Origin of the sequence: Hymenobacter lapidiphilus (assembly GCF_013377885.1) — a bacterium.
GTDB lineage: Bacteria > Bacteroidota > Bacteroidia > Cytophagales > Hymenobacteraceae > Hymenobacter > Hymenobacter lapidiphilus.
The window spans coordinates 17,776-43,462 of record NZ_JABKAU010000011.1; the positions used below are offsets into that span (position 1 = coordinate 17,776).

The 25,687-nt window shown below is 58.5% G+C and carries 23 protein-coding genes; 16 read left to right on the forward strand and 7 right to left on the reverse strand.

Annotation, left to right across the window (positions count from 1 at the left end; translation table 11 throughout):
• The first annotated feature begins 251 nt into the window (after positions 1 to 251).
• The 11 genes from HW554_RS07750 to HW554_RS07800 all read left to right on the forward strand — a co-directional run bounded on the left by HW554_RS07750 (position 252) and on the right by HW554_RS07800 (position 11,490).
• Positions 252 to 1,703 (forward strand): leucyl aminopeptidase family protein, encoded by a 1,452-nt coding sequence (locus tag HW554_RS07750; RefSeq protein WP_176908016.1) that lies wholly within the window; start codon positions 252 to 254, stop codon positions 1,701 to 1,703.
• 204 nt (positions 1,704 to 1,907) lie between these two features.
• Entirely contained in the window at positions 1,908 to 2,966 is a 1,059-nt protein-coding gene (gene pdxA / locus HW554_RS07755) for a 4-hydroxythreonine-4-phosphate dehydrogenase PdxA (protein WP_176908017.1), read from the forward strand.
• A 333-nt stretch (positions 2,967 to 3,299) separates the two neighbouring features.
• On the forward strand, positions 3,300 to 3,668 hold the full coding sequence (locus tag HW554_RS07760; protein WP_176908018.1) for a helix-turn-helix domain-containing protein: 369 nt from the start codon (positions 3,300 to 3,302) through the stop codon (positions 3,666 to 3,668).
• Positions 3,669 to 3,722: 54 nt separating this feature from the next.
• On the forward strand, positions 3,723 to 4,268 hold the full coding sequence (locus HW554_RS07765) for a YceD family protein (protein ID WP_218134637.1): 546 nt from the start codon (positions 3,723 to 3,725) through the stop codon (positions 4,266 to 4,268).
• Between the two features lie 54 nt (positions 4,269 to 4,322).
• The gene (rpmF, locus tag HW554_RS07770) at positions 4,323 to 4,547 is read left to right on the forward strand and encodes a 50S ribosomal protein L32 (RefSeq protein WP_176908019.1); all 225 of its coding nucleotides are present in this window, start codon (positions 4,323 to 4,325) and stop codon (positions 4,545 to 4,547) included.
• Positions 4,548 to 4,670: 123 nt separating this feature from the next.
• On the forward strand, positions 4,671 to 5,612 hold the full coding sequence (gene plsX / locus HW554_RS07775) for a phosphate acyltransferase PlsX (RefSeq protein ID WP_176908020.1): 942 nt from the start codon (positions 4,671 to 4,673) through the stop codon (positions 5,610 to 5,612).
• A gap of 76 nt (positions 5,613 to 5,688) precedes the next feature.
• Positions 5,689 to 6,702 (forward strand): beta-ketoacyl-ACP synthase III, encoded by a 1,014-nt coding sequence (locus HW554_RS07780; RefSeq protein WP_176908021.1) that lies wholly within the window; start codon positions 5,689 to 5,691, stop codon positions 6,700 to 6,702.
• Between the two features lie 106 nt (positions 6,703 to 6,808).
• On the forward strand, positions 6,809 to 7,372 hold the full coding sequence (gene efp, locus HW554_RS07785) for an elongation factor P (protein ID WP_176908022.1): 564 nt from the start codon (positions 6,809 to 6,811) through the stop codon (positions 7,370 to 7,372).
• A 40-nt stretch (positions 7,373 to 7,412) separates the two neighbouring features.
• The gene (gene accB / locus HW554_RS07790) at positions 7,413 to 7,898 is read left to right on the forward strand and encodes an acetyl-CoA carboxylase biotin carboxyl carrier protein (RefSeq protein WP_176899714.1); all 486 of its coding nucleotides are present in this window, start codon (positions 7,413 to 7,415) and stop codon (positions 7,896 to 7,898) included.
• A gap of 111 nt (positions 7,899 to 8,009) precedes the next feature.
• Complete coding sequence (gene accC / locus HW554_RS07795) at positions 8,010 to 9,359, forward strand: acetyl-CoA carboxylase biotin carboxylase subunit (protein WP_176908023.1); 1,350 nt, start codon at positions 8,010 to 8,012, stop codon at positions 9,357 to 9,359.
• A 313-nt stretch (positions 9,360 to 9,672) separates the two neighbouring features.
• Positions 9,673 to 11,490, forward strand: coding sequence for an alpha-amylase domain-containing protein (locus tag HW554_RS07800; RefSeq protein ID WP_176908024.1), 1,818 nt, complete (start codon positions 9,673 to 9,675; stop codon positions 11,488 to 11,490).
• Between the two features lie 76 nt (positions 11,491 to 11,566).
• Here HW554_RS07800 and HW554_RS07805 read toward each other — a convergent pair whose 3' ends face one another.
• Genes HW554_RS07805 through HW554_RS07815 form a run of 3 tightly spaced genes read right to left on the reverse strand, consistent with a single transcriptional unit; the run spans position 11,567 to position 14,387 of the window.
• Positions 11,567 to 12,556 carry a class I SAM-dependent methyltransferase gene (locus HW554_RS07805; RefSeq protein ID WP_176908025.1) on the reverse strand — a complete coding sequence of 330 codons (990 nt, stop codon included), beginning with the start codon at positions 12,554 to 12,556 and terminating at the stop codon, positions 11,567 to 11,569.
• 51 nt (positions 12,557 to 12,607) lie between these two features.
• Positions 12,608 to 13,189, reverse strand: a complete 582-nt coding sequence (locus HW554_RS07810; protein ID WP_176908026.1) for a DUF3109 family protein — start codon at positions 13,187 to 13,189, stop codon at positions 12,608 to 12,610.
• Between the two features lie 58 nt (positions 13,190 to 13,247).
• The gene (locus tag HW554_RS07815) at positions 13,248 to 14,387 is read right to left on the reverse strand and encodes a glycosyltransferase family 4 protein (RefSeq protein WP_176908027.1); all 1,140 of its coding nucleotides are present in this window, start codon (positions 14,385 to 14,387) and stop codon (positions 13,248 to 13,250) included.
• Between the two features lie 96 nt (positions 14,388 to 14,483).
• Between HW554_RS07815 and HW554_RS07820 the strand changes: the two genes are divergently transcribed.
• From HW554_RS07820 to HW554_RS07840, 5 genes are all read left to right on the forward strand, one after another.
• A complete protein-coding gene (locus tag HW554_RS07820) occupies positions 14,484 to 16,745 on the forward strand; it encodes an ATP-dependent helicase (protein ID WP_176908028.1) in 2,262 nt (753 codons plus the stop codon).
• Positions 16,746 to 17,282: 537 nt separating this feature from the next.
• Entirely contained in the window at positions 17,283 to 17,561 is a 279-nt protein-coding gene (locus tag HW554_RS07825; RefSeq protein ID WP_176908029.1) for a hypothetical protein, read from the forward strand.
• A gap of 483 nt (positions 17,562 to 18,044) precedes the next feature.
• On the forward strand, positions 18,045 to 18,770 hold the full coding sequence (locus HW554_RS07830; RefSeq protein WP_176908030.1) for a DUF4290 domain-containing protein: 726 nt from the start codon (positions 18,045 to 18,047) through the stop codon (positions 18,768 to 18,770).
• Between the two features lie 122 nt (positions 18,771 to 18,892).
• Positions 18,893 to 20,197: a UDP-N-acetylglucosamine 1-carboxyvinyltransferase gene (gene murA, locus HW554_RS07835; RefSeq protein ID WP_176908031.1), complete on the forward strand. Its 1,305-nt coding sequence runs from the start codon at positions 18,893 to 18,895 to the stop codon at positions 20,195 to 20,197.
• A 157-nt stretch (positions 20,198 to 20,354) separates the two neighbouring features.
• Positions 20,355 to 21,203, forward strand: a complete 849-nt coding sequence (locus HW554_RS07840) for a DUF4349 domain-containing protein (protein ID WP_176908032.1) — start codon at positions 20,355 to 20,357, stop codon at positions 21,201 to 21,203.
• Positions 21,204 to 21,410: 207 nt separating this feature from the next.
• Here HW554_RS07840 and HW554_RS07845 read toward each other — a convergent pair whose 3' ends face one another.
• The 4 genes from HW554_RS07845 to HW554_RS07860 form a co-directional block, all read right to left on the reverse strand.
• Complete coding sequence (locus HW554_RS07845) at positions 21,411 to 21,746, reverse strand: phage holin family protein (protein ID WP_176908033.1); 336 nt, start codon at positions 21,744 to 21,746, stop codon at positions 21,411 to 21,413.
• Positions 21,747 to 21,841: 95 nt separating this feature from the next.
• Positions 21,842 to 22,930 (reverse strand): agmatinase family protein, encoded by a 1,089-nt coding sequence (locus HW554_RS07850; RefSeq protein WP_176908034.1) that lies wholly within the window; start codon positions 22,928 to 22,930, stop codon positions 21,842 to 21,844.
• Positions 22,931 to 23,103: 173 nt separating this feature from the next.
• A complete protein-coding gene (locus HW554_RS07855) occupies positions 23,104 to 23,739 on the reverse strand; it encodes a chemotaxis protein CheC (RefSeq protein ID WP_246285150.1) in 636 nt (211 codons plus the stop codon).
• A 57-nt stretch (positions 23,740 to 23,796) separates the two neighbouring features.
• A complete protein-coding gene (locus HW554_RS07860; RefSeq protein WP_176908035.1) occupies positions 23,797 to 25,434 on the reverse strand; it encodes a chemotaxis protein CheA in 1,638 nt (545 codons plus the stop codon).
• Positions 25,435 to 25,687: the final 253 nt, after the last annotated feature.

The window sequence follows — 25,687 nt, forward strand, 5'->3', positions numbered from 1 at the left end:
GCAATTAGGTTGGCTGGACGTTGGCAGAGAAATAGGCTGTCATGCTTCATCTGGCGTCCGCGCAGCCGAAGCATCTTTACCGTTTCATTGTTTTCAGTAAAAGCTAGCCATTGGCAGAGATGATTCGACTTCACCTCCGGCTGCTCTCAGCATGACGTTCCTGCAAAGCATCAAACTTCCTACCTTCACGGCCAAAGATACGCCGCGGCCGGTCGTTTCGGCCGGTGCTTCATTCCAGTTCTATCCCGCCCATGTCCCTGACCTTAGCCTACGCCGCCGATTTTCCCGCCATTGCCAGCACGGTCTTCATTCTGCCCGCCGGCACCACCGAGCTGCCCGTAACGGCCGCCGCCGACCTGTCCGAGGCCGCCCGTCAGTACGTGGCCGCCCAGCTGGCCGCCGACGAGAAGCTGGTCGTTGTCAACCAGTACAGCCACCAGCACTATTATATAGTAGCCGAGGAAAAGAAGACGTCGGCTTTGGGCCTGGAGGCGTTGCGCAAAGCCGGCCACAAGCTGCACGCCCGCCTCAAGGCCGATAAGGTGGAGGAGCTGTTCGTCTGCAACCTCACGCCCGCCGGCGCTTCGCTGGCCCTGGCCGAAGGTATTGCCCTGACCGCCTACCAATTCGCGGGCTACAAAACCGACGAGAAATCCAAGCAAGCCCCCACCCTGCAGCGGCTCACGCTGGTCGGCCCCGATTTATCGGAGCAGAAGGTGGCCGAGCTAGCGGGCGTGCTGCAGGGCGTGTACCTGGCCCGCGACTTAGTAAACAAGCCCTACAGCCACCTCAACGCCAGCCAGTTGGCGCAGCAGTTCGAGAAGGCCGGCGAGGAAGCAGGTTTCGAGGTGGAAGTGCTGGATCTGGTACGCATTGAGGCCCTGCGCATGGGTGGCCTGCTGGCCGTGAACCAAGGCAGCCCCGAGCCGCCCACCTTCACTATTATGGAGTACAAGCCGGCCGGCGCCACCAACGCCAAGCCAATTGTGCTGGTGGGCAAGGGCGTGGTATTCGATACCGGCGGACTCAGCCTCAAGCCCACGCCCAACAGCATGGACATGATGAAGTGCGACATGGGCGGCGCGGCCGTAGTGGTGGGCGTGCTCACGGCGCTGGCCAAAAACAAGGTCCCGCTGCACGTAATCGGGCTGGTGCCGGCCACCGACAACCGCCCCGGCGGCCCCGCCCTGGCCCCCGGCGACGTGATTACGATGTACAGCGGCCTGAGCGTGGAAGTGCTCAATACCGACGCCGAAGGTCGCCTGATTCTGGCCGATGCCCTGGCCTTCGCCAAGAAGTATAACCCCGAACTGGTGATGGACTACGCCACGCTCACCGGCTCGGCGGCCCGCGCCATCGGCATCGAGGGCATCGTGTACATGGGCACCGCCGACGAGGACGTTATGGCCGACCTGAAGAAAGCCGGCAACACCACCCACGAGCGGCTAGTGGAGTTTCCGCTCTGGGATGAGTACGCCGACCACATCAAGAGCCCCATTGCCGACATGACCAACCTGGGCAAGGCCGAGGCCGGCGCCATTTCAGCCGGCAAGTTTCTGGAGCGCTACGCCGAGGGCTACCCCTGGGTCCACTTCGATATTGCCGGCCCCGCCTTCCTCACTACCCCCGACTCGTACCGCGGCAAAGGCGGCACCGGCACGGCGGTCAGGTTGACGTATGAGTATCTGAAAGGCCGGGCGTAGTATTTAGAACGGCGGGGAAAATTACGGTGTCATGCTGAGCTTGTCGAAGCATCTCTACTGCAACGCTAATCCTGACGACTGCAATGAAACGGTAGAGATGCTTCGACTTCGCTCCGCTGCGCTCAGCATGACACCGTTATTTTTGCCCAGCCCACCAACGACTGCCTAAGCACTAACAACGAAGCACTAAGCTCTAAATAAAGAATGCTCCCACGAATTGGTATTTCCGTCGGTGACCTGGCCGGTATCGGGCCCGAGGTCATCTATAAAACCTTCCTCGATCCGCGCCTGCTCAAGTTCTGCACGCCGGTAGTGTACGGCACGGCCGCCGTACTTTTCGACGACTTCCCCGCCGACCCCAACCACGAGCCACTGCGGTTCCGGCAGGTGCGCGAGGCGGCCGACATTGCCCCCGGCAAGCACAACGCCGTTAGCTGCTGGGAAGATGACGACGTGCAGCTCACGCCCGGCCAGCCCAGCGCGGCCAGTGGCGCGGCGGCCCGCCAGAGCCTGCTCGCCGCCGCCCGCGACCTGAAGGCCGGCCTGCTCGACGGCCTCGTCACGGCCCCCATCAGCAAGGAAAACACCCAGGCCGACGACTTCCGCTTTCCCGGCCACACCGAGTTCCTGACCAGCTTCTTCGAAGCCAAGGAGAGTCTGATGCTGCTCGTGGCCGACGAGCTGCGGGTAGCCACCGCCACGGGCCACATTCCGCTCAAGGATGTGCCCACGCGCCTCACCAAGGAGCTGCTCACCAACAAGCTCCGGATTCTGCTGGCCTCCCTGAAGAACGATTTTGGCATCGAGAAGCCGCGCGTAGCAGTGCTGGGCCTTAACCCTCACGCCGGCGAAAACGGCCTGCTCGGCACTGAGGAAGCCGCCGTAGTGACGCCCGTTATTCAGCAACTGCTCCAGAGCGGCCACTTGGTGTTTGGCCCTTACCCTGCCGACGGCTACTTCGGCACCGGCCAGTACAAGCAGTTCGACGCCACCCTCTCGCTCTACCACGACCAGGGCCTGATTCCGTTTAAAACCCTGGCCTTCGAGCGCGGCGTCAACTACACGGCCGGCCTGTCCGTCATCCGCACCTCCCCCGACCACGGCACCGCCTACGGCCTCGCCGGCCAGTTCAAAGCTGATGAAACCTCGTTCCGCGAAGCGCTGTACCTGGCTTGCGAGCTGGTAAAATACCGTCAGGCCGAAGCCGAAATCAAACCGATGATTCCCGGCCCTGCCCCCCGGGACAGGGGGAGAAGGGAATAGATGAGAAGTGAGAAGTAGGATGTGAGAAGCGAGAAGCGAGAAGTGAGAAGTAGGAACGTCATTCAGAGCGTAGCGAAGAATCTCGCAGGCTAATCGTTGAACGAAGCCCTGGCATCAACACGCGAGATTCTTCGTTACGCTCTGAATGACGTTCCTACTTCTCACTTCTCACTTCTCGCATTTTTCGAAACTTTCTTTCCAAAATCGAAAGATTCTTTGCGAATTCAGAATTACGTTTTACCTTTGCAGCAGAAACGCCGGAACCAGCAGGCTCCGGCGTTTTGCTTGCCTACTGGCTATCAGTTAAAAGCTAGTAGCTAACAGCTTAAAAACATGCTCCTCCAGACTCCCATCGACTACCGTACTGCCCTGCGCCGCCTCGACGCGCTGGCGGCCGCTGGCGTGGAGGGTAACGAGGCACTGGAAACCGAGTTTCGCACGCTGATTGCGGCCCTCGATATCTACGAAGGCAAGCTGGGGCTGCTCCCGATTCCGAACCTGCCCACCTCGCTGGCCGAGATGATTGAGCTCAAGCGCCAGCAGATGCGCCTCAAGCAGAAGGAGTTGGCCGAGCTGCTCGAAGTGCCCGCCGGGCGCCTCTCGCAGATCCTGAGCGGCAAGCGCCGCGTAACGCTCGACTTGGCCAAACGCCTGTATGAGCGGCTGGGAATACCGTCGGATTTCATTTTGAAAAACGCCTGACCCCGCCCCGCCCCCTCTTGTACATACCGGGCAAAAGTGCCTACTTTTGCCCCCTTGCCACTACCTCCCGTGAAAAAGGATTCGCCCACTACTATCAACATAGCCCGGCTGGCCGATAAAACGCACCACTTCGAGTTCACGCTCGACCGTGCCTTTTTCGAACAGTTCGATCAGGAGCTGATCCCGGACGGCAACGTGCATGTGGACGTAACGCTGCACAAAACCGAGCGCCTCATCACGGTTGATTTCGACCTGAACGGCACCGTACGCCAAGTGTGTGACCGGAGCCTCGACGACTACGACCAGGCTATCGAAACCCACGAGCAGCTGCTGGTGCGCTTCGGCGACGAGAACAAGGAGCTCGACGACAACGTGCTGCAAATCACGCCCGACGCCCAGACCCTGCCGCTGGCCCAGCACCTGTTCGATTTCGTGGGGCTGGCCCTGCCGATGAAGAAGCTGCACCCGCGTTTCCAGAACGAGCCCGACGACGAGCCCGATGCCAAAACCAAGCTCATCTTCACGACCCGCGGCGAGGATGCCGACGACGACGAGGATGACTCCGACCCGCGCTGGAACGCGCTTCGCAATCTGAATTAACGGCCTTTGCTGGCCTTTGCCCTTTTTAACGTTTCTTTTTACTTTTTTTGACCCATGGCACATCCTAAACGCCGGACCTCCTCCGCCACCCGCGACAAACGTCGCAGCCACTACAAGCTCACCCCAAAAGCAGTAACCTTGTGCTCGGCCACCGGCGAGCTACATTTGCGCCATAAGGCTTACGTAGTAGATGGCGACCTTTACCTGAACGGTAAAGTAGCCATCAAGAACTACGCTCCCGTAGCTGCTGCCGCCCCGCTCGACAGCGACGACGAATAGCCTTTCTTTTTTAAGCTGATAGCTGATAGCTGTTAGCTGTTAGCTTTTGCCAAAACAGAAGCTAACGGCTAACAGCTATTAGTTGACAGCTCAAAAACTTTCGACCCTCTTGACTTTTCTTTCATGAAGATAGCCCTGGACGCAATGGGAGGCGATTTTGCTCCCCAAGCCGCCGTCGATGGGGCCGTGCTTGCCGCTCAACAGCTGGCAGGTAAGGCTCAGATTGTGCTTATTGGTCAGGAGGAAGCCGTGCGGCCATTGCTGACCGCGCATGGGGCCGCCGCCGAGGGCCTTACGCTGGTGCCCGCTTCGCAGATTATTGAGATGGGCGAGCATCCAGCCAAAGCCTACCAGCACAAGCAGGATTCGAGCATTGCCGTGGGCTACCGCATGCTGGCCACCCGCGAGGTGGAGGCCTTCTGCTCGGCCGGTAACACCGGAGCTATGCTCGTGGGGGCCATGTTCAGCGTAAAGGCTGTTCCCGGCGTGCTGCGTCCGGCTATTGCCAACTTCGTTCCCAAGCTGCACGGCGGCACTTGCATCATGCTCGATGTGGGCGCCAACGCCGACTGCAAACCCGAAATGCTGGAGCAGTTCGGCGAACTGGGTTCCTTGTACGCCCAGTATGTGCTGGGCATCGAGCGGCCTAAAGTTGGCCTGATGAATCTGGGGGAGGAAGAAGGCAAAGGCACGGCGGCCACCCAGGCGGCCCACCAGCTGCTCAAAGTCAATCCGCATATCAACTTCATCGGCAATATCGAGGGCCGCGACCTGTTCAACGAGAAAGCCGACGTCATTATCTGCGACGGTTTTACGGGTAACGTGCTGCTGAAAATGGCGGAGTCGGTATACGATGCGCTGGTCGACAAAAACTTCCGTGACCCGTTTTTCGAGCAGTTCAATTACGAGTCGGTGGGCGGTTCTCCCATCCTGGGCGTCAACGGTAATGCCATTATCGGGCATGGCGTGAGCACGCCCAAAGCCATCTGCAACATGCTGCTGCAGGGTTACCAAATGGCCACGGCTGGCATTGCCGACCAAATTAAAGCTACTTTCAAGTCCTGATTTTCGGCTTCGTCCGGTTTCCTTTGGGGAGGCCGGACTTTTTGCGGGCCGGATCTCTTGTCTCTTTGCTCCACTCATGAAGATTACCGCCGCCATTTCCGGGGTGGGTGCCTACGTGCCCGACTACGTGCTCACCAACCAGGAACTGGAAACTTTGGTTGATACAACTGACGAGTGGATATTGAGCCGCACGGGCATTCAGGAGCGGCATATACTGAAGGGTGAAGGCCAGGGCACCTCGGTGATGGGCGTGAAAGCGGTGGAAAACCTGCTGGCCAAAACCGGAGTAGCCGCTGCCGATATCGACCTGATTATCTGCGCAACTACAACCCCCGACTTAGTGTTTCCGGCCACGGCCAACATTATTTCGGCTGCCGTAGGCGCCACTAAGGCTTTCAGCTTCGATATGCAGGCGGCCTGCTCGGGCTTTATGTATGCCCTGGCCACCGGGGCGCAGTTTATTGCCACTGGCACCTACAAAAAGGTGGTAGTAGTGGGAGCCGACAAAATGTCGAGTATCATCGACTACACCGACCGCTCCACCTGCATCATCTTCGGCGACGGGGCCGGGGCCGTGTTGCTCGAACCCAACCACGAGGGCCTGGGCCTGCTCGACCAGGAGCTACACTCTGATGGCAACGGCGAGCAATACCTGCACCAGAAAGCCGGTGGCTCGCGCCGTCCGCCTTCGGCCGAAACCGTGGCCAATCGCGAGCATTACGTGCACCAAGAGGGCGCGGCCGTGTTCAAGTTTGCCGTGAAAAACATGGCCGACGTAGCTGCCCAGGTGTCGGAGCGCAACGGCCTCACGGCCGAATCCATCGACTGGCTCGTGCCTCACCAAGCCAATAAGCGCATCATCGATGCCACGGCCAACCGCGTTGGTATCGGTCCCCAGAAGGTGATGCTCAACATCCACCGCTACGGCAACACCACCAACGGTACCATTCCGCTCTGCCTCTCCGATTACGAGCAGCAGCTGCGCAAAGGCGACAACCTCATCATCGCCGCCTTCGGTGGCGGCTTTACCTGGGGTGCGCTCTACCTGAAATGGGCATACGATGGTGCCGCCGGCACAATTAAAAATTGAGAATTAAAAATTAAAAGTTGGCTGACTGCCCGATCAGAAAATCGGCAGTAAGTCAATCTTACCCTCTCAATTTTTAATTCTTACCTTTTAATTTTTAATTCAGAAAATGGCCACCACCGCAGATTTCCGCAACGGGCTCGTAATCAACTACAACAACGAGCTGCACGTCATCACCGAATTTCAGCACGTAAAGCCTGGTAAGGGCCCGGCGTTTGTGCGCACCAAGATGCGTAACATCAAAACCGGCCGTACCCTCGATAACACCTTCAATGCGGGGGTGAAAATTGAAACGGCCCGCGTGGAGCAGCGTCCCCACCAGTACCTGTTCAAAGACGACTACGGCTTCACGTTCATGGACAATGCCACTTTCGAGCAGGTAGTGCTGCCCGAGGCCATGGTGCCCTTTGCCGATTTGATGAAGGAAGGCCAGGAAGTAGGCATCCTGTTCCATGCCGAAACCGAGATGCCCCTCACCGCCGAGCTGCCGACTACCGTGGAGCTGGTGGTAACCTACACCGAGCCCGGCCTGAAGGGCGACACGGCTACGAACACGCTCAAGCCCGCTACCGTCGAGACAGGTGCCCGCATTCAGGTGCCCCTTTTCGTTGATACCGACACCAAGATTCGGATTAAAACCGCCGACTACAGCTATGTAGAGCGGGTTAAGTAACGCACGTCAACCATCCACCGGCCACGCCTTATCTTCTGCCATGAAAGCCCAAGAACTCCAGGACCTGATTGATTTCATCGCCAAATCGGGCCTCAACAAGGTCAACATCGAAACCGAAGAGTTTAAAATTTCGGTACAGCGTGACCCCAGCACCAAAACCGTGACGATGGCCGCTCCGGCTGCTGCGCATGCTCCGGCTCCTGCTCCGGCCGCTGCTGTTCAGGCGGCTCCGGCTGCTGCCCCCGCTCCTGTTGCCGCCGAAGCACCCGCTCCGGCCGCCAGCAGCGCCACGCCCCTGAAGTCGCCGATGATTGGCACGTTTTACCGCAGCAGCACCCCCGAAACGCCGGCTTTCGTGCAGGTGGGCGACATGGTGGAAAAAGGCCAGGTTATCTGCATCATCGAGGCCATGAAGCTCTTCAATGAAATCGAAGCCGAGCAGTCGGGTCGCATCGTGAAGGCACTGGTGGAAAACGCTTCGCCCGTTGAGTACGATCAGCCGCTGTTTCTGATTGAGGCGGTTTAGGTTAATTAAAAATTAAGAATTAAAAGTTAAAAATTACTTGCCTCGTGATTATCGGGTAGTGTCATTTTTTCAACTTTTTGATTTTCCCTTTTAATTTTTAATTGAAAAACCGTGTTCAAAAAAATACTTATTGCTAACCGGGGCGAAATTGCGCTGCGCGTGATTCGGACCTGTAAGGAGATGGGCATCAAGACGGTGGCCGTGTACTCGACGGCCGACAAGGAGAGCCTGCACGTACGCTTCGCCGACGAAGCGGTGTGCATCGGCCCGCCGCCTTCGGCCCAGAGCTACCTGAGCATTCCGACGCTGATTGCGGCCGCCGAAATCACCAACGCCGACGCTATCCACCCGGGCTATGGGTTCCTGAGCGAAAACGCCGAATTCTCGCGCGTGTGCCACGAAAACGGCATCAAGTTCATCGGCGCTTCACCCGACATGATCAACCGCATGGGCGACAAAGCTTCGGCCAAAGCCACCATGATTGCCGCCGGCGTGCCCGTGGTGCCCGGCTCGGTGGGTCTACTCGAATCGGTGGAGCAGGGCAAGCAGATTGCCGCCGAAATTAAGTACCCGGTCATCATTAAGGCTACGGCCGGCGGTGGCGGGCGCGGCATGCGCATCATCAACTCGGAAGACGAGTTTGAGAAAGCCTGGAACGACGCCCGCACCGAGTCGAAAGCGGCTTTCGGCAACGATGGTATGTACCTGGAGAAGTTTGTGGTGGAGCCCCGCCACATCGAAATCCAGGTGTGCGGCGACCAGTTTGGCCACGTCTGCCACCTCTCGGAGCGCGACTGCTCGATTCAGCGCCGTCACCAGAAGCTGGTGGAGGAAGCGCCTTCCCCTTTCATGACCGACGATTTGCGCGAGCGGATGGGCGCGGCAGCCATTGCCGGCGCTTCGGCTATTGGCTACGAGGGCGTGGGCACCATTGAGTTTCTGGTGGATAAAAACCGTGACTTCTACTTCATGGAGATGAACACCCGCATTCAAGTGGAGCATCCCGTGACGGAGGAAGTGGTGAACTACGACCTGATCAAGGAGCAGATAAAGGTGGCAGCCGGTATCCCGATTTCGGGCGCCAACTACTTCCCGCAGATGCACGCCATGGAGTGCCGCATCAACGCCGAAGACCCGGCCAACAACTTCCGGCCTTCGCCAGGCAAAATCACGACCCTGCACATTCCGGGCGGCCACGGCGTGCGGGTGGATACACATGTGTATGCGGGCTACCAGATTCCGCCCAACTACGACTCCATGATTGCCAAGCTCATCACTGTGGCCCAGAGCCGTGAGGAGTGCATCGTAAAAATGAAGCGCGCCCTGAGCGAGTTTGTGGTAGAGGGTGTGAAGACGACCATCCCCTTCCATCTGGCCCTTATGGACAACGAACTGTTCAAAGCCGGCGACTTCACGACCAAATTCCTGGAAGACTCCTTCGACTTCTCGCAGTTGAAGTAACCAGTAGTACAGGACGTATTAAACGGGCTGCCTCCAAACCGGAGGCAGCCCGTTTTTTATTATCGGAATGGGAGGCCGCAATAGAAAGCAACAGAACACCATTCGATGCAAATATAACATTACCTATTTTCGCAATATGTAGTATTTACTCAAACGAGCTAACACAACATCAGTAACATGTTAAAAATGAACATTATTAGGTAAGTGATTACTCACTATTAATTTAAGTAAGGCCCGAATACTATTGCACAATTCCCATTTGAAGCTTTTATACTTGTGGTGTTCTATTACTTCCAACCAAAACACCACACCTATGAAAAATCTGTTCACGGCGGCCTCCCTGGCGGGGCTGCTTGCGGCTGGCGCATTGCTGAGCTCGTGTACCAAGGAAAGCATGGAGCCCGCTGGCTCCGCTCCTACCCTGGTAACCACCAAATCGTCGTCGGATGCCACCATTGCCAACGGCGTGATGATGCAGGGCTTTTACTGGGATGTACCGATGAGCACCGCCGCCGGCACTTGGTGGCAGAACCTAGGGGCAAAGGCCACCGAGTTGAAAGCGGCTGGCATTACGGCCTTATGGATTCCGCCGGCTTACAAAGGCAGCAGCAAGTTCGATGTCGGCTACGGCGTGTACGACCGCTACGACCTGGGCGAGTTCAACCAGAAAGGCACCGTAGCAACCCGTTATGGCACTATCGGGCAGTTGCAGTCGGCTATCGGGGCGCTGCATGGGCAGGGCATTCAGGTGTACGAGGATATGGTGATGAACCACCTGACTTCGGCCGACAACCAAGAGCTGGCTAACAACCAGTACAACGTGTACACCAGCTTCACTTACCCCGGCCGCAACAACACCTACAGCAATTACAAGTGGCACTGGTACAACTTCTCGGCCACCCAGCAGGCACCCAACAACGGCTGGTATCAGTGGGCGGCCTACGATTTTCAGCCCTATGCCAACAACGACGCTTACGATAACCTGTTGGGCTCGGAAATCCGCTACAACGATATCAACAACGCCAACGAAACCATCAACTGGAGCAACTGGATTACCACCAAGCTTAACCTGGATGGCTACCGCCTCGATGCCACCAAGCATATACAGACGACTTACCTGAACCGCTGGCTGGATAACGCGAAAACCAGCGGCCGTTTTGTTGTGAGTGAGGCCTGGTTCCGGAATCTTTCCGACATGAACAACTACGCCGCCGCCACTGGAGGCCGCACCAACCTCTTCGATGTGCCCCTGCACTACACTTTTGCCGATATGAGCAATGGCAACGGCAGTTGGGACATGCGGGGCCTGCAGTTTGCAGGTTTCACGGAGGCCAACGGGGCGCTTTCGGTTTCGTTCGTGGATAACCACGATACCGACCACACAACCGGCGCACTGTTCTCGCCAGTTTCCAACCTGAAGATGCTGGCCTACGCCTACATTCTGACCCGCGAAAAGGGGTATCCCTGCGTGTTTTACAAGGACTACTATGAGTACGGCCTGGGCGCCCAGATCAAGAAGCTCATCCAGATCCGGCAGGCCAATGCCTACGGGGCGGCCACCGAGTACACCAGCACCAACGACGCCGATGTGTACGCCTACTCCCGGGCCGGCGACGCTACACGCAAGGGCCTGCTGCTGTTGCTGAATGACGGCGGCTCCAGCCGTAGCAAGGGCATCACCACACCCTTCAAAAACGCCACCCTCACCGACCAGACCGGCAACGTAAGCGGCATCATTACCACCGATGGTAACGGCTACGCCACCTTCTCGGTACCAGCCCGCAGCTACGCCGTGTGGGTACCCACCGGCGGCACTACCACGCCGCCTCCTACCAGCGGCACCACGGCCGTTACGTTCAATGTAACTTACAGCAACACCACCAGCGGCCAGGATGTGTACGTGGTGGGCAGCACAACTCAACTTGGTTCCTGGAACGCGGCCAACGCCAAGAAGCTCAGCGGCGCGGCTTACCCCAAGTGGAGCGGCACCGTAAACCTAACCAGCGGCACGGCCGTGCAGTACAAATACATCCGCAAAGACGCGGCCGGCAACGTGCTGTGGGAAGGCGGCAACAACCGCAGCTTCACCCCCACCGGCACTACGGCCACCCGCACCGATACGTGGCAGTAAGTTACTGCGGCCAGTTGGCGCGCCAAGGAAAGAGGCCGGCCAGTTGGTCGGCCTCTTTCCTTGGCGCTTAGGGCAATTAACTGGCTGTGTTATCGGCCAATGGTCGGTACACTCCGAATAGCAGATTACTAGGCTCTGTCTCTAAAAGAGCGTCTTCCAGCCGGAACAGCTCCAGCAGCAGCGCCTGCGTGGCCGCGTCTTCGGCCAGAAAATGATGAGCAATATCCTTGAGCACCAGTGTGAGCAGGTTGCCACCCAGGGCGGCCTCTTCCAGGGGCTGAAAATGCTTGCGCAAGGCCGGTACAATCCGGTCCGATTCGGCTGCTTCGGAAGGATCGGCCAGGTACATGCGCAGACGGCCGGGGCCGCTGATGTGGCGTTTGTGCTGCCGGGAAAGGAACCGCTGCCGGTAGCTGGCAGGTACAACGTCGCGCAGTACGCGGTTGGCTTCACGCAGCTGGGTGGGCGTCCACTGCAGGCGGGCGGGCCCGACATAATCGTTGAGGATGAGCAGGCCGCCAGGGGCCAGGGCGGCCCGCACCCGGGCCACAATCCCGGCCACGTCGCGGAAGTGGTGCAGAGCCGAGTGGAACAGGATAACATCGTACGAGCCCGGTGCCAGGGGCCGCTGGTTGACGTCGGCCACCTCGATCCGGAAGTTGGTTAGCCCTTCCGCCTGGGCAGTTTCGGCGGCCTGTTGCAGCAGACGGCCGGCAATATCCACGCAGCGCACTTCGGCAAAGTGGGGTTGCCGGGCAAAAGCCAACTCGTGCGAACAGGCACCGCTGCCCAACGACAGCAGCCGCAAACCCGAACGGCCAGCCAGGTAGCGGCTGGCCACGTGGGCTTCGTAGGGAATTACGGCGCTACCACTGATTTTCTCGCTCCAGCGCTGGCGCACAGCCGGCACCTGCCACCAGTTGGCGGCCTGCAGCTGCGGGTCGTCGAAGGCACTGCGGGTGCGGGCCAGATTGTTGGGCACCAGCTTGGAAAGCAGGAAGGGAAGACCGCGCTGCCGTAGCTTGGCCAGGGTTTCCAGAAAATCGTCGGAGGTCAGCCAGGGCATAGAACGTCGGATATGCGCAGGGCGCAACGAAAATCGTGTGCGACTTACGGTTTATCCTACAGCTCCTTCGCCACCCTGCTCGATTTCCGTTACCAACTCGCCGTACCACGCCTCGCCATATTTGCGGATCAGCGGCTCCTTGAGGAACTGGTAGATGCGCACGCCCAGGCTGGCCCCGAACGAGCAGGCGGGCGAGCAGATAGTCCACCGGTCGTAGTTGAGGGCCTCGAAGCCGTCGTACTTCGTGATGCGGATGGGATACAGGTGGCAGCTGATAGGCTTTTTGAAGCTGGTGGCCCCGGCCAGATACGCCTGCTCGATGCCGCACTTAAGGATACCCCGCTCGTCGTAGAGGGCGTAGGCGCACTCCCGGTCGTTGATGGTGGTAGTGCTAAAGTCGCCCTCCCAGTCTTTGATATAACGGCCCTGCTGCTCGATGGCGGCGCGGCCGGCGTCGGTGAGGAAAGGTTTGATGTTCTCGTATTCCTGGTTGAGGATGTCCAGCTCCTCGGGCTCCAGGGGCGCACCCAGGTCGCCCTCCACGCAGCACGCCCCCTTGCAGGCTTCAAGGTTGCAGACAAAGAAGTTGTCCCGAATGTCGTCGGAGATGATGGTGTTTTGAATCTGGATCATGCGCTGGTTGATTTCTGGCGGAGGTCCGCAGGAAACTCTGCCGCAAAGATACCCGCAATTACACCACCGACCAGAGGATTTGTTCGGTCAGCTCGCATTGGCGGTGGTGCGAGTACGTGGCAAATGCCGCCTGCTGCCCCTGCCGGCCCAGGCGCTCCATTAGGCCGGGCTCCTGCAGCAGCCGCGCCAGTGCTGCCCCGAATGAGGTGTGGTCGCGCAACTCGAACAGCAGGCCGGTGCGGTTGTCGTCGAGTAGCTCGCGGGTACCCCCGGCGGCGGCGCCCAGCACAGGCCGGCCAGCCGCCAGCGCCTCAATGGTTACCATGCCGTAGGTTTCGTTGGTGGAGGCTGTGATGGAAATATCGAGGGCGCGGTAGGCCACTTCGGGCTGGGGCGTGAAGCCGCGCAGATGCACCACGTCGGTCAGGCCCAACTCCTGAATGCGGCTTTGCAGCGCGTCGGCGTAGGTGTTGCCTTCGTTGCGGGTGGGCTCGCCTACCAGCAGCAGGTGCAGCTGCGGAAAATGTTGGCGCAGCGCTGCCAGGGCTTCCACCACGAAATCCTGGCCTTTACCGTCATCCAAGCGGCCGATGAGGCCCAATAGCACGGCATCTTTGGGTAGCGTCAGATTCAGGCGGCGGCGCGCTTCGGCGGTGGTCAGCTGCTCGTCGGCGAACTTCTCCAGCTCGACGCCCAGCGGTACTACATGCAGCTTCTCGGGTGCCAGTCGGGTTTTTTCCAGTACCTGCCGGGCCAGGCCGGGCAGCGGGGCCAGCCAAGCCGCCAGTGCCCGGTAGCGCAGCGTATGCACCAGCCCGCGCTTGGCCAGGCCCAGCTGCATGTGCTGCTGGTAGACGAGTGGCATTTCGGGCAGAAACAGCCGCTTACAGAGCACAGCCAGGCCCAAGTCACCGTTGCGGCTGATGAGCAGCGCCCGCGTCCCGAAGGCCCGCAACGATGCGGCCAAACGGCCGGCAGCCGACACGTCGAGGGCTTTCCAGGGGTTTTCGAGCGTTACGACGGGTAAGCCCAACTCGGCGGCGCGGGCGGCCAGCGGCGAGTTGGCGCGGGTGATGACCTGCACCGGCCAACCCCGCGCCTGCATCCAGCCCGCAAAACGAGCCGTGTTCAGCTCCAGCCCGCCCCAGCTCTCCGACAGACACAGAATGGAAAGTGGAAACGGGGTGCGGGTGTTCATGGCACGAAGATACGCGGCCATTTCCTTCCCCCGCCCGAAAGCCTTACCTTTGCTAACAAGCCAACCGGCTTAGTTTTCCGCTGCTGACTACCGACTATGGGACTCGATTATCACGCTTTACTGAACCCCTCGCAGGCCGCTGCCGTGATGCAGATTGAAGGCCCCTGCATGATTATTGCCGGCGCCGGCTCGGGCAAAACCCGGGTGCTCACCTACCGCATTGCCAACCTGCTCGAACAGCAGGTAAACCCGTTCAATATCCTGGCCCTCACCTTCACCAACAAGGCCGCCAAGGAGATGCGCGCCCGGATTGAGAAGGTGGTTGGCCCCGAGGCCAAGAACCTGTGGATGGGCACGTTCCACAGCGTGTTCGCCCGCATCCTGCGCTCGGAGGCCGATAAAATCGGCTACCCCCGCTCGTTCACCATCTACGACACCCAGGACTCCAAGACGCTGATTGGCCAGATTCTGAAGGAGCTGGAGCTGGACGATAAGATGTACAAGCCCAACATGGTGCTGAGCCGGATTTCGGGGGCCAAAAACAAGCTGATTTCCGTGCAGCAGTACCTCCAGGACCCGGTCATCAAGCAGGACGATGAGGCGGCCATGCGGCCCAAGCTGGGCGTGATTTACCAGCAGTACGCCAACCGCTGCTTCAAGGCCGGCGCTATGGACTTCGACGACCTGCTGTACCAGACCAACGTGCTGTTCAAGGACCACCCCGACGTGCTGAACAAGTACCAGAACATGTTCAAGTACGTGATGGTGGACGAGTACCAGGACACCAACTACTCGCAGTACCTGATTGCCCGTAAACTGGCCGCCAAGGAGCGGAACATCTGCGTGGTGGGCGACGATGCCCAGAGCATTTACGCCTTCCGGGGGGCCGATATTCAGAACATCCTCAACTTCGAGAAGGACTACCCGGAGCTGCAGGTGTTCAAGCTGGAGCAGAACTACCGCTCGACCCAGAATATCGTGAAGGCGGCCAACTCGGTTATTAAAAACAACCAGGCCCAGCTGCGCAAAGACGTGTTTTCCGACAATGAGGAAGGCCCCCTGATTGAGGTGTTCAAGGCTTCCTCCGACAATGAGGAAGGCAAGCTGGTGGCCCAGAGCATCTACGAGGACAAGATGAACCAGCATCTGTCCTACGACAATTTCGCCATTCTGTACCGCACCAATGCCCAGAGCCGGTCCATGGAAGAGTCGTTGCGCAAGCTCGGCATCAAGTACAAAATCGTGGGCGGCCTGAGTTTCTACCAGCGTAAGGAAATCAAGGATTTGGTGGCCTATCTGCGGCTCACGGTGAACCCCAACGACGAACAGGCGCTGCGCCGGGTTATCAACTACCCCAAGCGCGGCATCGGCGACACCACACTGGCCAAGCTCATCAACGCGGCCGAGGAGGCCAACCACACCATCTGGGAGGTCGTCAGCAACGCCGATAAGTTTCTGCCCACCCGCACGGCCAACCCGATTGTCGATTTCGCGGAGAAAATAAAGGCCTACACCACCGTGGCGGCCAAGGAAGATGCGTTTGAGGCGGCCAAGTTTATTGCCAAGAACTCGGGCATGATTGAGGAGTTGTACTCCGACAAAAGCATCGAGGGCCTGAGCCGCTATGAGAACATTCAGGAGCTGCTCAACGGCATCAAGGCCTTCGTGGAGGACCCCGAGCGCGAGGACAAAACGCTCGGCTCTTTCTTGCAGGATATTGCCCTGGTGACGGATTCGGACCTCAAGGACGCTGCCCAGGAAGGCGAGCAGGTGACGATGATGACCATTCACTCGGCCAAGGGCCTGGAGTTTCGCAACGTGTACATCGTGGGCCTGGAGGAAAACCTGTTTCCGAGCCAGATGATGATTACCTCGCGGGCCGATTTGGAGGAGGAGCGCCGGCTGTTCTACGTGGCCATCACGCGCGCCGAGAAGAAGCTTACGTTGAGCTACGCTACCTCGCGCTACCAGTGGGGCAACCTGCGGAGCTGCGAGAAAAGCCGTTTCCTCGACGAAATCGACCCGAAATACGTCGACTTCAAGTTCTCGGCTGGTCCCGGTCCCGACCGCGCCGGCCCGGGTGAGTCGCCGTTTGGGCACGTGTTTGAGCGCCGCTCGAACCTGGTGCCGGCACCGGCCCGCAAGCTTGCCGCCACCAAGTACGTGGCCCCCGCCGACTTCGTGCCCTCTGACACGAGCAAGCTGGAAGCCGGTCAGCGCGTGGAGCATCCCAAGTTCGGCTTCGGCAAAGTCACCAGCCTCGAAACCGTGCAGGGCTCCACCAAAGCCATTATTCAATTTGAGGAAGTGGGCGAGAAAACGTTGCTGCTAAGTTTCGCCAAGCTGCGGGTGCATTGAGAAGTAATGTGATTGAATCTATGTTTCCAAAGTCAGAATTTGAATAAATAGCAAGTGTTATGAATTATATCATATTAGTGGCTTTTTTCCAACTGCTGCAAACTCCTAAACTTGAACGAGTGTACTATGGTAACGCGGGAAGCTTTCGTCATACACCTCAGCAGAAAATAATATTTAATAAAAAGAAATATGTTATCATTGACTATCCTACGACTCTGATTAACACAGTGAAAAGACACGGTTTGTTTCACAGAGTTGGAGACACTTTAATATTAAGTGAAACTAAGTTTGTGAGACGCAACTTAAGAAAAGACCAGCGCAAGCGCAAACTAAGTAGAACACAATTCTGTGTTGCTAGTAAAAATAATTCATGTACTGAAAACTATTTGTTACGCCAAGATAGCCTGATTTCTCTTTATCTATCTCCTGATAAACAAATATTTAACAGAACGAACCACGTATATAAATCAAGTAATTTACGGTAGATATAGAACTGTAAGTCACGAATGTTTTTCAACCTTTCTTGCATCTTAGCTCATGCCCCTCTCCCTCACCTACGTTACCGACGAAGCCGGCCAGCGCCAAGCCGTGCAAATTCCGTACGACCAATGGCTGGTGTTGCAAAAGGAGCTGCAAGGATATTTGCAGGAAGAAACGTTGCGCCAGTCACTCAACGAGTCCTTCCGCGACATTGCTGCTATGGAAGCCGGCCGCAAGCCGAAAGTAACGCTAGACGAGTTTTTAGCTGAAGTAGAAACTGAACTAGAAGCGGAGAACCAGACGGAAGAAGTAAGCAGCTTCGAACGTGAGCGGTAAGGTTCGTATTCTACTGGCCGATTCCTTCAAGCGAGATACCAAGCCACTGACAAAGAAGTTTAAGTGGCTAGCTCTAGAACTCCGGGATCTAGGACAGCAACTCGCCGCAAATCCCCAGCTTGGCAGTCCGTTGGGCAAAGGGTGCTATAAGATTCGGCTGGCGGTAAGCAGCAAGGGCGGTGGTAAAAGTGGTGGGCTGCGCGTTATTACCTATGTGGTCGTTCAGGTTCGGTAGCGGGCCGATGGGACAACTACCGTATATTTGGCTTCTATATAGGACAAGTCGGAGCAGGCTACGGTGACCGATGCGCCTTTAAAGGCCATCGTGTCCGACATCAATGTTGAATTTGGTTCTGCGCAATAGTTGCTTTCCTTGCACCGTTGCCGCCAACTGGTTTTCCTCATCTTGTTGGGTTAGCCGTTGGCTCCTCCTGCAGAATGGCTCCTGACTTATTGCTTTTACCTCCTGGTTTCTCCCATCAAATGACCCTTCCCTCCCTTCACAAGCACGAGCTGCTCCAGCGCGAATACGGCCAGAGCACCTTCACCCTGGTGCAACAGCTGGCCGGCATCGAGGACCGCGACGAGCGGACCCGCCGGGCCCAGCAAATCGTGCAGCTCATCTTCCGCATTCAGCCCGCCCTGCGCGACCAGCCCGACAGCCAGGCCAAAGTCTGGAACCACGTATTTGAAATGGCCGACGGCGAGCTGGACGTCGATGCTCCCTTTACGCTGGCCGCCCAGGTGAACCTGGGGCCGCCCCAGCGCCTGGCTTATCCCGCCAAAGGTCCCAAATTCCGGGCCTACGGGCAGGCCGTGGAGCAGCTCGTGGCCCAGGCTCTTACGTTGGAAGACGCTACGGAGCGCGAGCAGGCCACCATCATCATCGGCCGCACCATGAAGTTCCTGTACCGCTCCCACAACAAGGAAAACGCCAAGGATCTCACCATCATCAAGCACCTGCGCGAGCTATCGGGCGGCGAACTGGCCCTCGACCCCGACCGGGTGCAGAACGAAAACCTGTTTGAGTTCGTCACTACCGGCGGCCGGCCGGCACCCTTTATCGTGCCCCAGCCCCGGCAGGAGCGCGACGGCGGCGGTAACCGCCGCAGCGGCGGTGGCGGTAACAGTGGCGGCGGCAACCGGCGCGACAAGCAGCGCCGCGGCGGCCGCAAAAACCGCAACGAGCCCCAGCAACCCCCGCAGTAGGGTTTTATGGAGCTATTAGCTGACAGCTGTTAGCTAATAGCTTTTCTCAATGCCCAGTTCCTCCCAATCCAGTATCGAACATCAAGCTAACAGCTAGCAGCTGTCAGCTAATAGCTTAACACATGGCCTCTTTTGAAGTAATTGGCGGTAAGCCGCTGCATGGTGAAATCGTGCCTCAGGGTGCAAAAAACGAAGCTCTCCAGATTCTGTGTGCGGTGTTGCTGACCAGCGAGCCGGTTACCATCAGCAATGTGCCCGATATCCGCGACGTGAACAAGCTCATTGAGCTGCTGCGCGATTTGGGTGTAAAAGTGGGCAAGCTGAGTTCGGACTCCTACCTGTTCCAGGCCGACAATGTGAACCTAGCCTACCTCGACACGCCCGAGTTTATTGCCCAGGCCGGGGCGTTGCGTGGGTCAGTGATGATTCTGGGCCCCATGCTGGCCCGCTTCGGGCGCTGCCAGCTGCCCAAGCCGGGCGGCGACAAAATCGGCCGCCGGCCGATGGACACGCACTTTCTGGGCCTTGAAAAGCTGGGCGGCAAGCTCACGCTCGAAGGCAAGGATTTCTACCGCATCAAGGCTGAAAATGGCCTGACCGGTGCCTACATGATGCTCGACGAAGCCTCCGTAACGGGCACGGCCAACATCGTGATGGCCGCCGTGCTGGCCTCGGGCACCACCACTGTTTACAATGCCGCCTGCGAGCCGTACCTGCAGCAGCTCTGCAAAATGCTGGTGCGCATGGGCGCGAAAATCAACGGCATCGGCTCTAATTTGCTCACCATTGAAGGTGTGGAGCAGCTGGGCGGCACCGAGCACCGTATGCTGCCCGACATGATTGAAATCGGCTCCTTCATCGGCCTAGCCGCCATGACGGGCTCCGAAATCACCATCAAAGACTGTCAGATTGCCGAGTTGGGCATCATTCCCGACACCTTCCGCAAACTGGGCATCAAGCTCGAATTCCGGGGCGACGATATCCACATCCCGGCCCAGGAGCATTACGAGATTGATACCTACCTCGACGGTTCCATCCTCACGATTTCCGACCACACTTGGCCTGGCTTCACGCCCGATTTGCTGAGCATTGTGCTGGTAGTAGCCACGCAGGCCAAGGGCACGGTACTCATTCACCAGAAGATGTTCGAGTCGCGCCTATTTTTCGTCGATAAGCTCATCGATATGGGGGCGCAGGTGATTCTCTGCGACCCGCACCGCGCTACCGTCATCGGCCTCAACCACCAGAAACGCCTGCACGGCATCACGATGAGCTCGCCCGATATCCGGGCTGGCGTGGCCCTGCTCATTGCCGCCCTTTCGGCCGAGGGCCGCAGCGTAATTGAGAATGTGGAGCAGATTGACCGCGGTTACCAACATATCGACCAGCGCCTTGTCGCCCTTGGCGCCCAGATTCGGCGGCTATAAGCGAGTCTGCTTTGCTATATCCACTGCCCGGTTTCTGCTTGCAGAAGCCGGGCAGTACTGTTTCGGGCTCCGGTGTATACCAGGAACTGTGGCGGCGACGTTGAGTAACTGTGCGGGCGACACGAGGCGATGGGGCCACCTTTTATCCTTTTTGGTTATGCGCATCCCAATTCTGCTCTCGTTGGTATTGGTGGCTGGGCTGGGCTCCTGCAACCAAGGCGAAGAAGCTGCCCAGGACAAAATGCTGGCCGTAGCAGAAATGATGGAGGCCCCTGGCCCCTCCTACGCGCCACCTATCTCCTCCTCAAACAACGTTCCCATATCTGCTGCGCCGGCCGCCAACCGCAAGCTGGTTTACCATGCCAAGGTGCGGGTGAAAGTGGACGACCTGCCTCGCGCTAACCAGCACATGGACAGCCTCACCAGAGCCCTCGGAGCCTACGTGCAAGAAGCGTCGGAAGAGCGTGAGGATGGCCAATGGCGGCACGAGAGGAAGATACGCGTGGCACCAGCCCGCTTCCAGACACTCCTGGGCGGTTTGGGCCGGCTGGGCATAGTAGAGTTTAAACAGCTTTCGACCGATGATGTAACCACCCAGCATGCCGACGTTACGGCCCGACTTGCGTCCAAGCAGGCACTGGAGCAACGGTACCTGGAGTTGCTCAAGAAGGCCAACAAGGTGTCGGACATGCTGGAGATTGAGGAGAAGGTGGGCGAAATCCGCGAGGAAGTCGAGTCCACCCAAAGTCGCCTGCGCATCCTCAACGACGAAGTGGCCTACTCTACCATCACCCTCACCTATTACCAGGAGCTTAGCCAGCGCCGGCCCGATGCCCCCGTCCTCTCCTTCGGCAGCCGCCTGCTGGCCTCCTTCTACAGCGGCTGGGAACTCCTCACCAACCTCATGCTGGGCCTCGTGGCGGCCTGGCCCCTATTGTTGCTGCTGACGGCCGGGATTGTGGCTTTGCAGGCCTGGCGCCGGCGCCGGGCCCGACAGCCAAAGTAAGCCACCGCTAGTTGCAAGCCGCCGAAGCTGTTTAAGACCTTACTGATAATGTTGCTAGCACTATGCTGAGGCCGGACTACCGAAGCTGGCGGTAAAGGCACTTCAGCAGTTGATAGAAGTGCCCAGATACGTAAGTCCATTCAAGCCGAATGCCCCGCCAACGAAAGTCGGCGGGGCATTCTGTAGGTGCCTTAGTAGGATTGAGAGTTAGTCAACTACCATATCAACCACTGAAGTTGCCAGTGAAAGCACAACACTGAACAGCAGCGCCGACAGGAAACCGCTAATCTCGAAACCGGCCATCAGGTAGCTGGCCAGCATGATAATGAGCGCATTGATGACGAACAGGAACAGGCCCAGCGTGAGGATGGTGATGGGCAACCCAATAATTTGCAGAATGGGCTTTACCACGGCGTTGAGAATAGCCAGTACCACCACCAGAATCATGGCGTCGGTGAAACCACGGATGTAAGCGCCGGGCAGAAAGGTAGCCAGCAGATACGTGACGATGGCTGAGAGAATGAATTTGAGAATGAAGCTCATAAGACAGAAAAGGGAGTTTGGGTGAAAGAAGTACAGTATTCAGGGAGTTGAATACCATACGAGCCCCTGCCATTTCAGTTGCCGGGGCCCGGGCGCTATTCTACGACGCGGGCCTTCAGGCGGCCCTGCGAAACAGCCATCCAGTTGGCCATATGGTAGAGCAGGCGCGCGCCTACAATGGCGTTCCATTCGGTGTCGCCGGGGGCCACCTCGTTCAGGTCGCAGCCGATAATGATGCGGCCTGAGCGCACTACCATGCGCAGCAGATATACGGCCTGCTCGAACTCGAGGCCGCCGGGCACGGGCGTGCCGGTGCCCGGGCAGAGCTTGGGGTCGAGTCCGTCGATATCAAAGCTCAGGTACACCTTTTGAGGCAGTTGGGCAATGATTTTCTTGCACTCCTTTTTCCACGACTTGCCGCCCAGCATTTCGGCCTGCAGGAAACGGTCGGCAAACAGGGCCACGCGGCCGTTGCTCTGGTCGATGAAATCGGCCTCCTGCTGGCAATAGTCGCGGATGCCCACCTGCACCAGTTTCTTCACCTGCGGCAGCTGCAGGGCGTTGTACATGATGGAGGCGTGCGAGAACTCGAAGCCCTCGTAGGCGGGTCGCAGGTCGCAGTGGGCGTCAATCTGCAGAATACCAAATTCCTCGTGGCGCTCGGCCAGCGCGTGCAGGTAGCCCAGCGGCGTGCTATGGTCGCCGCCTAATACTACTACCCCTTTACCGGCGTCGAGCAGGGCCCCGGTTTTTGCTTTCAACCACTCCAGCAGGGCGCGCCCCCGCTCGTTGATACGTTCAGCACTGGGGGCGTGCTCGGCGCGGTCTGCTTCGGGCTGGCCTTCCTCAAGCCAGCCAATGTAGCCTTCGGCCAGCGGGCGCAACTCCTCGCTTTCGGCCGCAATGGCGGCGTCGGGTTCCTCCATGGCCAGCCCCATGCGCCAGGCGTCGGGCAGGTCGGGGTCATAGAGGTCCACCTGCAGTGAGGCGGCATGGATGGCCTCGGGGCCCTGGGCCGTACCGGCACGATACGATACGGTTACCTCCCACGGCACGGGCACCACCACTACCTGAGCTTCCTCAGGCGTGAATGGCAGCCCAAACAGTCCTCCAGCGGCATCGGCGAGGGCATTGGGGTCGAAGTTGGCAAGCTTTTCTTTGAAAGAGGAGGCAGAGTCGGCCATATTAGCGTATGGGTTAAAGCGTGAAAGCAGAAGGTACAGAAGCCGGTGTTGGACGCCCCCAGCGCGAAAATCCGTTTCGCGACGGGCGAAGCGAGTGTTCCGTAGAGGAACTCGTCCGGCCCGTCGCGAAACGGATTTTCGCGCTACGGTAGTAGGGCACTGCTATGGTACACCTAGCTGCCGAACTGGCCGCCCATGAAGTCGTAGGTGCGAATGATGGTAATGATTTTCTCGAAGGTTTCGCGGTCGAAGAATATCATAAGCGGTAGCTCCACCGAGTTTTCCTTGTCCGAAAACTGGGTTATCACCGAAAAAATGAGCGGCTGCACCATCGGGTTGTCGTGCAACAGACTACGCAGGGCGGCACCCATATCGCCCTGCGGATGGGCAGGCGGGGCCCCGTATATACGCGCCTTCAGGATATTGGCTAGCTGCGTTACCAGCGCCCCGGTAATGATGTTGCTGATTTCGAGCAGCAGCGACTCCTGCATGGAGTCAATATTGATGTCGTCGGTAGTTTGCATGCGCAGGCAAACCCGCGAGAGGCGCTGCACATGCTGGCCCGAAAAGAACATGAGCGTAGTGCCGTTGAAGTCGCCCCGGATATCGGACTGAATAACGACATGGCCGGCCTGCAGGTCGCTTACTTTTTCGAGAATGCTCCGCCCCGATACAATATCAAGATTGGGCACTTCGAGCAGCACTTTCTCCTGGGCTACCACCGCGAACGAGTCGGCAGCGCGGGCCAGGCCGATGTTCAGGATTTCGCGAATTATGTCGCGCTCCAGTTCCGTCATGTGCAATTCCATAGGGTTCAGGTGAAAGGGCAGGCTACCAGGGTAACCGGCCAGACTGCAATACGAGAGTTATGGCCGTTTGGCTAAAAAGAGTCGGGTTAGGGCTGGCACATCGAGCACCAGGCACACTTGCCCGCTACCGAGCAGTGTTACGCCCCCAAACAGGTCAATGGTATCCAGCGGCTTGCTCATGGCTTTCACCACAATGTCCTGCTGGCGTAAAAACCGGTCGACGATAAGGCCGAGCCGGCGGTTGTTGTAGTTGACAATGATGATATCCTGGCGGCCCTGCAGCATCGATTTGCGGGCCGGGGCCAACGGCTGGTCACCTTCAAGGTGCAGCAGCTCGCGCAACGATACCACGGGCACGTTCTCATCCTGGAGGCGGGTAAGGAGCACCCCGCCCACCACGCTGAAGCTACCGGGCATCAACGACACCACCGAGTCGGTGTGCATGAGGGGCAGGGCGTAGCTGCGCTCATCAAGCTCGAACAGCAGGGCACCCTTTACGGCAATGGAAGTAGGCAGCACCAGCGTAAAGGTGGTGCCTTCGCCCAGCACCGAATCAACGCGCAGCTGCCCGCCGAGCGAGTCGATGGCCAGCTTTACAACATCGAGCCCCACGCCACGGCCCGAAATTTCGGTTACTTCTCTTGCCATCGAGAAGCCGGGCTCCAGCAGAAAGGCCTGCACGGCCGCATCATTCAGCTGGGCGGCAGCGGCCCGCGTTACCAGGCCACGCTCTACGGCCTTACGGCGAACTTTTTCTACGTTAATTCCCCGGCCGTCGTCCTGCACCTGCACCAGCACATCGTCGCGTTCGGCCTGAGCCGATAGCGTGAGCTGGCCCTGAGCCGGCTTGCCAGCGGCTTCCCGCTCGGCGGCCGTTTCTAGGCCGTGAGCAATAGCGTTGCGTACCAGGTGCAGCAGCGCATCGGTGATAATCTGCAGGATGTTGCGGTCAATCTGAATGTCCTCACCCTGCAGCGTCAGGTTTACTTCCTTGCCTTCGGCAGTAGCCACGTCGCGCACCACCCGCGGAAACTTACTAAACAGCGACCCCACCCCTACCAGGCGGGCATCCATGATGCTGTATTGCAGCTCGTCGGCAATGCGCGAAAAATGGGCAGCGGCGGCCGTTAGGGCGGGGGCATCTATTTCGCGGCTCAGCGTGAGAATCCGGTCCCGGTCAATAATGAGCTCCCCCATCAGGTTCATCAGGTGGTCGAGCTTTCGCACCTGAATGTAGACCAGGTCGGAAAGCTCCAGCTTGCGGCTGACGTCCTCGTCATCGTCGGCTTCCTCATCATCGAGGTTGGGCTCTTCGCCGCGGGTAAGTCGGTCGAGGTTGTCGAGCAGGCGCTGCACATCGGGCAGTTCCTGGTCCTGTCCCACGGCCCGGATAAGCTCGCCAAGCGTGTCGATGCCGCCAAACAGCACCGGCACCATACTGCCCGTGAAAGTAGTCTCGCCATCGCGCAACTGGCCAAATACGGTTTCCATGTGGTGGGCCGCCTCGCCGATGCTGGTGTAGCCCATAGCCCGGGCATTCGACTTGAGGTTGTGCATGAGCCGGAACAGCTCACGCAGGGCCTGCTCATCGGCCGGGTCGCGCTCCAACTCGCTGATGTGCCGGCTCATGGCGTCGTAGTATTCCAACGCCTCGGCCATGAAAAGCTCGCGGTACTCTTGCTCCCGGTTACTCATCGCGCCACAAAAGTTGAAAGCTACCGGCCGCACCCATCCAGCGACCCTCGCCAATTAGGCGGGGGCTATCAACCGGAACAAGTAGTACAGATGGGAAAGACGACACGAGAAACACGGATACGCGAAAATAGTATTCAGCCGGGGCGCCGGATTCCCAGGGCTTCAACCCTGAGAATCCGGGATGGAATAGTGGAAACGACGACTAGCCCAGGGCGTTAGCCCCGGGGGTGTGGTTCGCTAAATCGGGTCCTGC

What these genes read in the sequence shown, in the direction of transcription:
- HW554_RS07750 (WP_176908016.1), top strand. Translation starts at nt 252, where the DNA reads ATGTCCCTGACCTTAGCCTACGCCGCCGATTTTCCCGCCATTGCCAGC.
- pdxA (WP_176908017.1), top strand. Translation starts at nt 1,908, where the DNA reads ATGCTCCCACGAATTGGTATTTCCGTCGGTGACCTGGCCGGTATCGGG.
- HW554_RS07760 (WP_176908018.1), top strand. Translation starts at nt 3,300, where the DNA reads ATGCTCCTCCAGACTCCCATCGACTACCGTACTGCCCTGCGCCGCCTC.
- rpmF (WP_176908019.1), top strand. Translation starts at nt 4,323, where the DNA reads ATGGCACATCCTAAACGCCGGACCTCCTCCGCCACCCGCGACAAACGT.
- plsX (WP_176908020.1), top strand. Translation starts at nt 4,671, where the DNA reads ATGAAGATAGCCCTGGACGCAATGGGAGGCGATTTTGCTCCCCAAGCC.
- HW554_RS07780 (WP_176908021.1), top strand. Translation starts at nt 5,689, where the DNA reads ATGAAGATTACCGCCGCCATTTCCGGGGTGGGTGCCTACGTGCCCGAC.
- efp (WP_176908022.1), top strand. Translation starts at nt 6,809, where the DNA reads ATGGCCACCACCGCAGATTTCCGCAACGGGCTCGTAATCAACTACAAC.
- accB (WP_176899714.1), top strand. Translation starts at nt 7,413, where the DNA reads ATGAAAGCCCAAGAACTCCAGGACCTGATTGATTTCATCGCCAAATCG.
- HW554_RS07800 (WP_176908024.1), top strand. Translation starts at nt 9,673, where the DNA reads ATGAAAAATCTGTTCACGGCGGCCTCCCTGGCGGGGCTGCTTGCGGCT.
- HW554_RS07805 (WP_176908025.1), bottom strand. Translation starts at nt 12,556, where the DNA reads ATGCCCTGGCTGACCTCCGACGATTTTCTGGAAACCCTGGCCAAGCTA.
- HW554_RS07810 (WP_176908026.1), bottom strand. Translation starts at nt 13,189, where the DNA reads ATGATCCAGATTCAAAACACCATCATCTCCGACGACATTCGGGACAAC.
- HW554_RS07815 (WP_176908027.1), bottom strand. Translation starts at nt 14,387, where the DNA reads ATGAACACCCGCACCCCGTTTCCACTTTCCATTCTGTGTCTGTCGGAG.
- HW554_RS07820 (WP_176908028.1), top strand. Translation starts at nt 14,484, where the DNA reads ATGGGACTCGATTATCACGCTTTACTGAACCCCTCGCAGGCCGCTGCC.
- HW554_RS07825 (WP_176908029.1), top strand. Translation starts at nt 17,283, where the DNA reads ATGCCCCTCTCCCTCACCTACGTTACCGACGAAGCCGGCCAGCGCCAA.
- HW554_RS07830 (WP_176908030.1), top strand. Translation starts at nt 18,045, where the DNA reads ATGACCCTTCCCTCCCTTCACAAGCACGAGCTGCTCCAGCGCGAATAC.
- murA (WP_176908031.1), top strand. Translation starts at nt 18,893, where the DNA reads ATGGCCTCTTTTGAAGTAATTGGCGGTAAGCCGCTGCATGGTGAAATC.
- HW554_RS07840 (WP_176908032.1), top strand. Translation starts at nt 20,355, where the DNA reads ATGCGCATCCCAATTCTGCTCTCGTTGGTATTGGTGGCTGGGCTGGGC.
- HW554_RS07845 (WP_176908033.1), bottom strand. Translation starts at nt 21,746, where the DNA reads ATGAGCTTCATTCTCAAATTCATTCTCTCAGCCATCGTCACGTATCTG.
- HW554_RS07850 (WP_176908034.1), bottom strand. Translation starts at nt 22,930, where the DNA reads ATGGCCGACTCTGCCTCCTCTTTCAAAGAAAAGCTTGCCAACTTCGAC.
- HW554_RS07855 (WP_246285150.1), bottom strand. Translation starts at nt 23,739, where the DNA reads ATGGAATTGCACATGACGGAACTGGAGCGCGACATAATTCGCGAAATC.
- HW554_RS07860 (WP_176908035.1), bottom strand. Translation starts at nt 25,434, where the DNA reads ATGAGTAACCGGGAGCAAGAGTACCGCGAGCTTTTCATGGCCGAGGCG.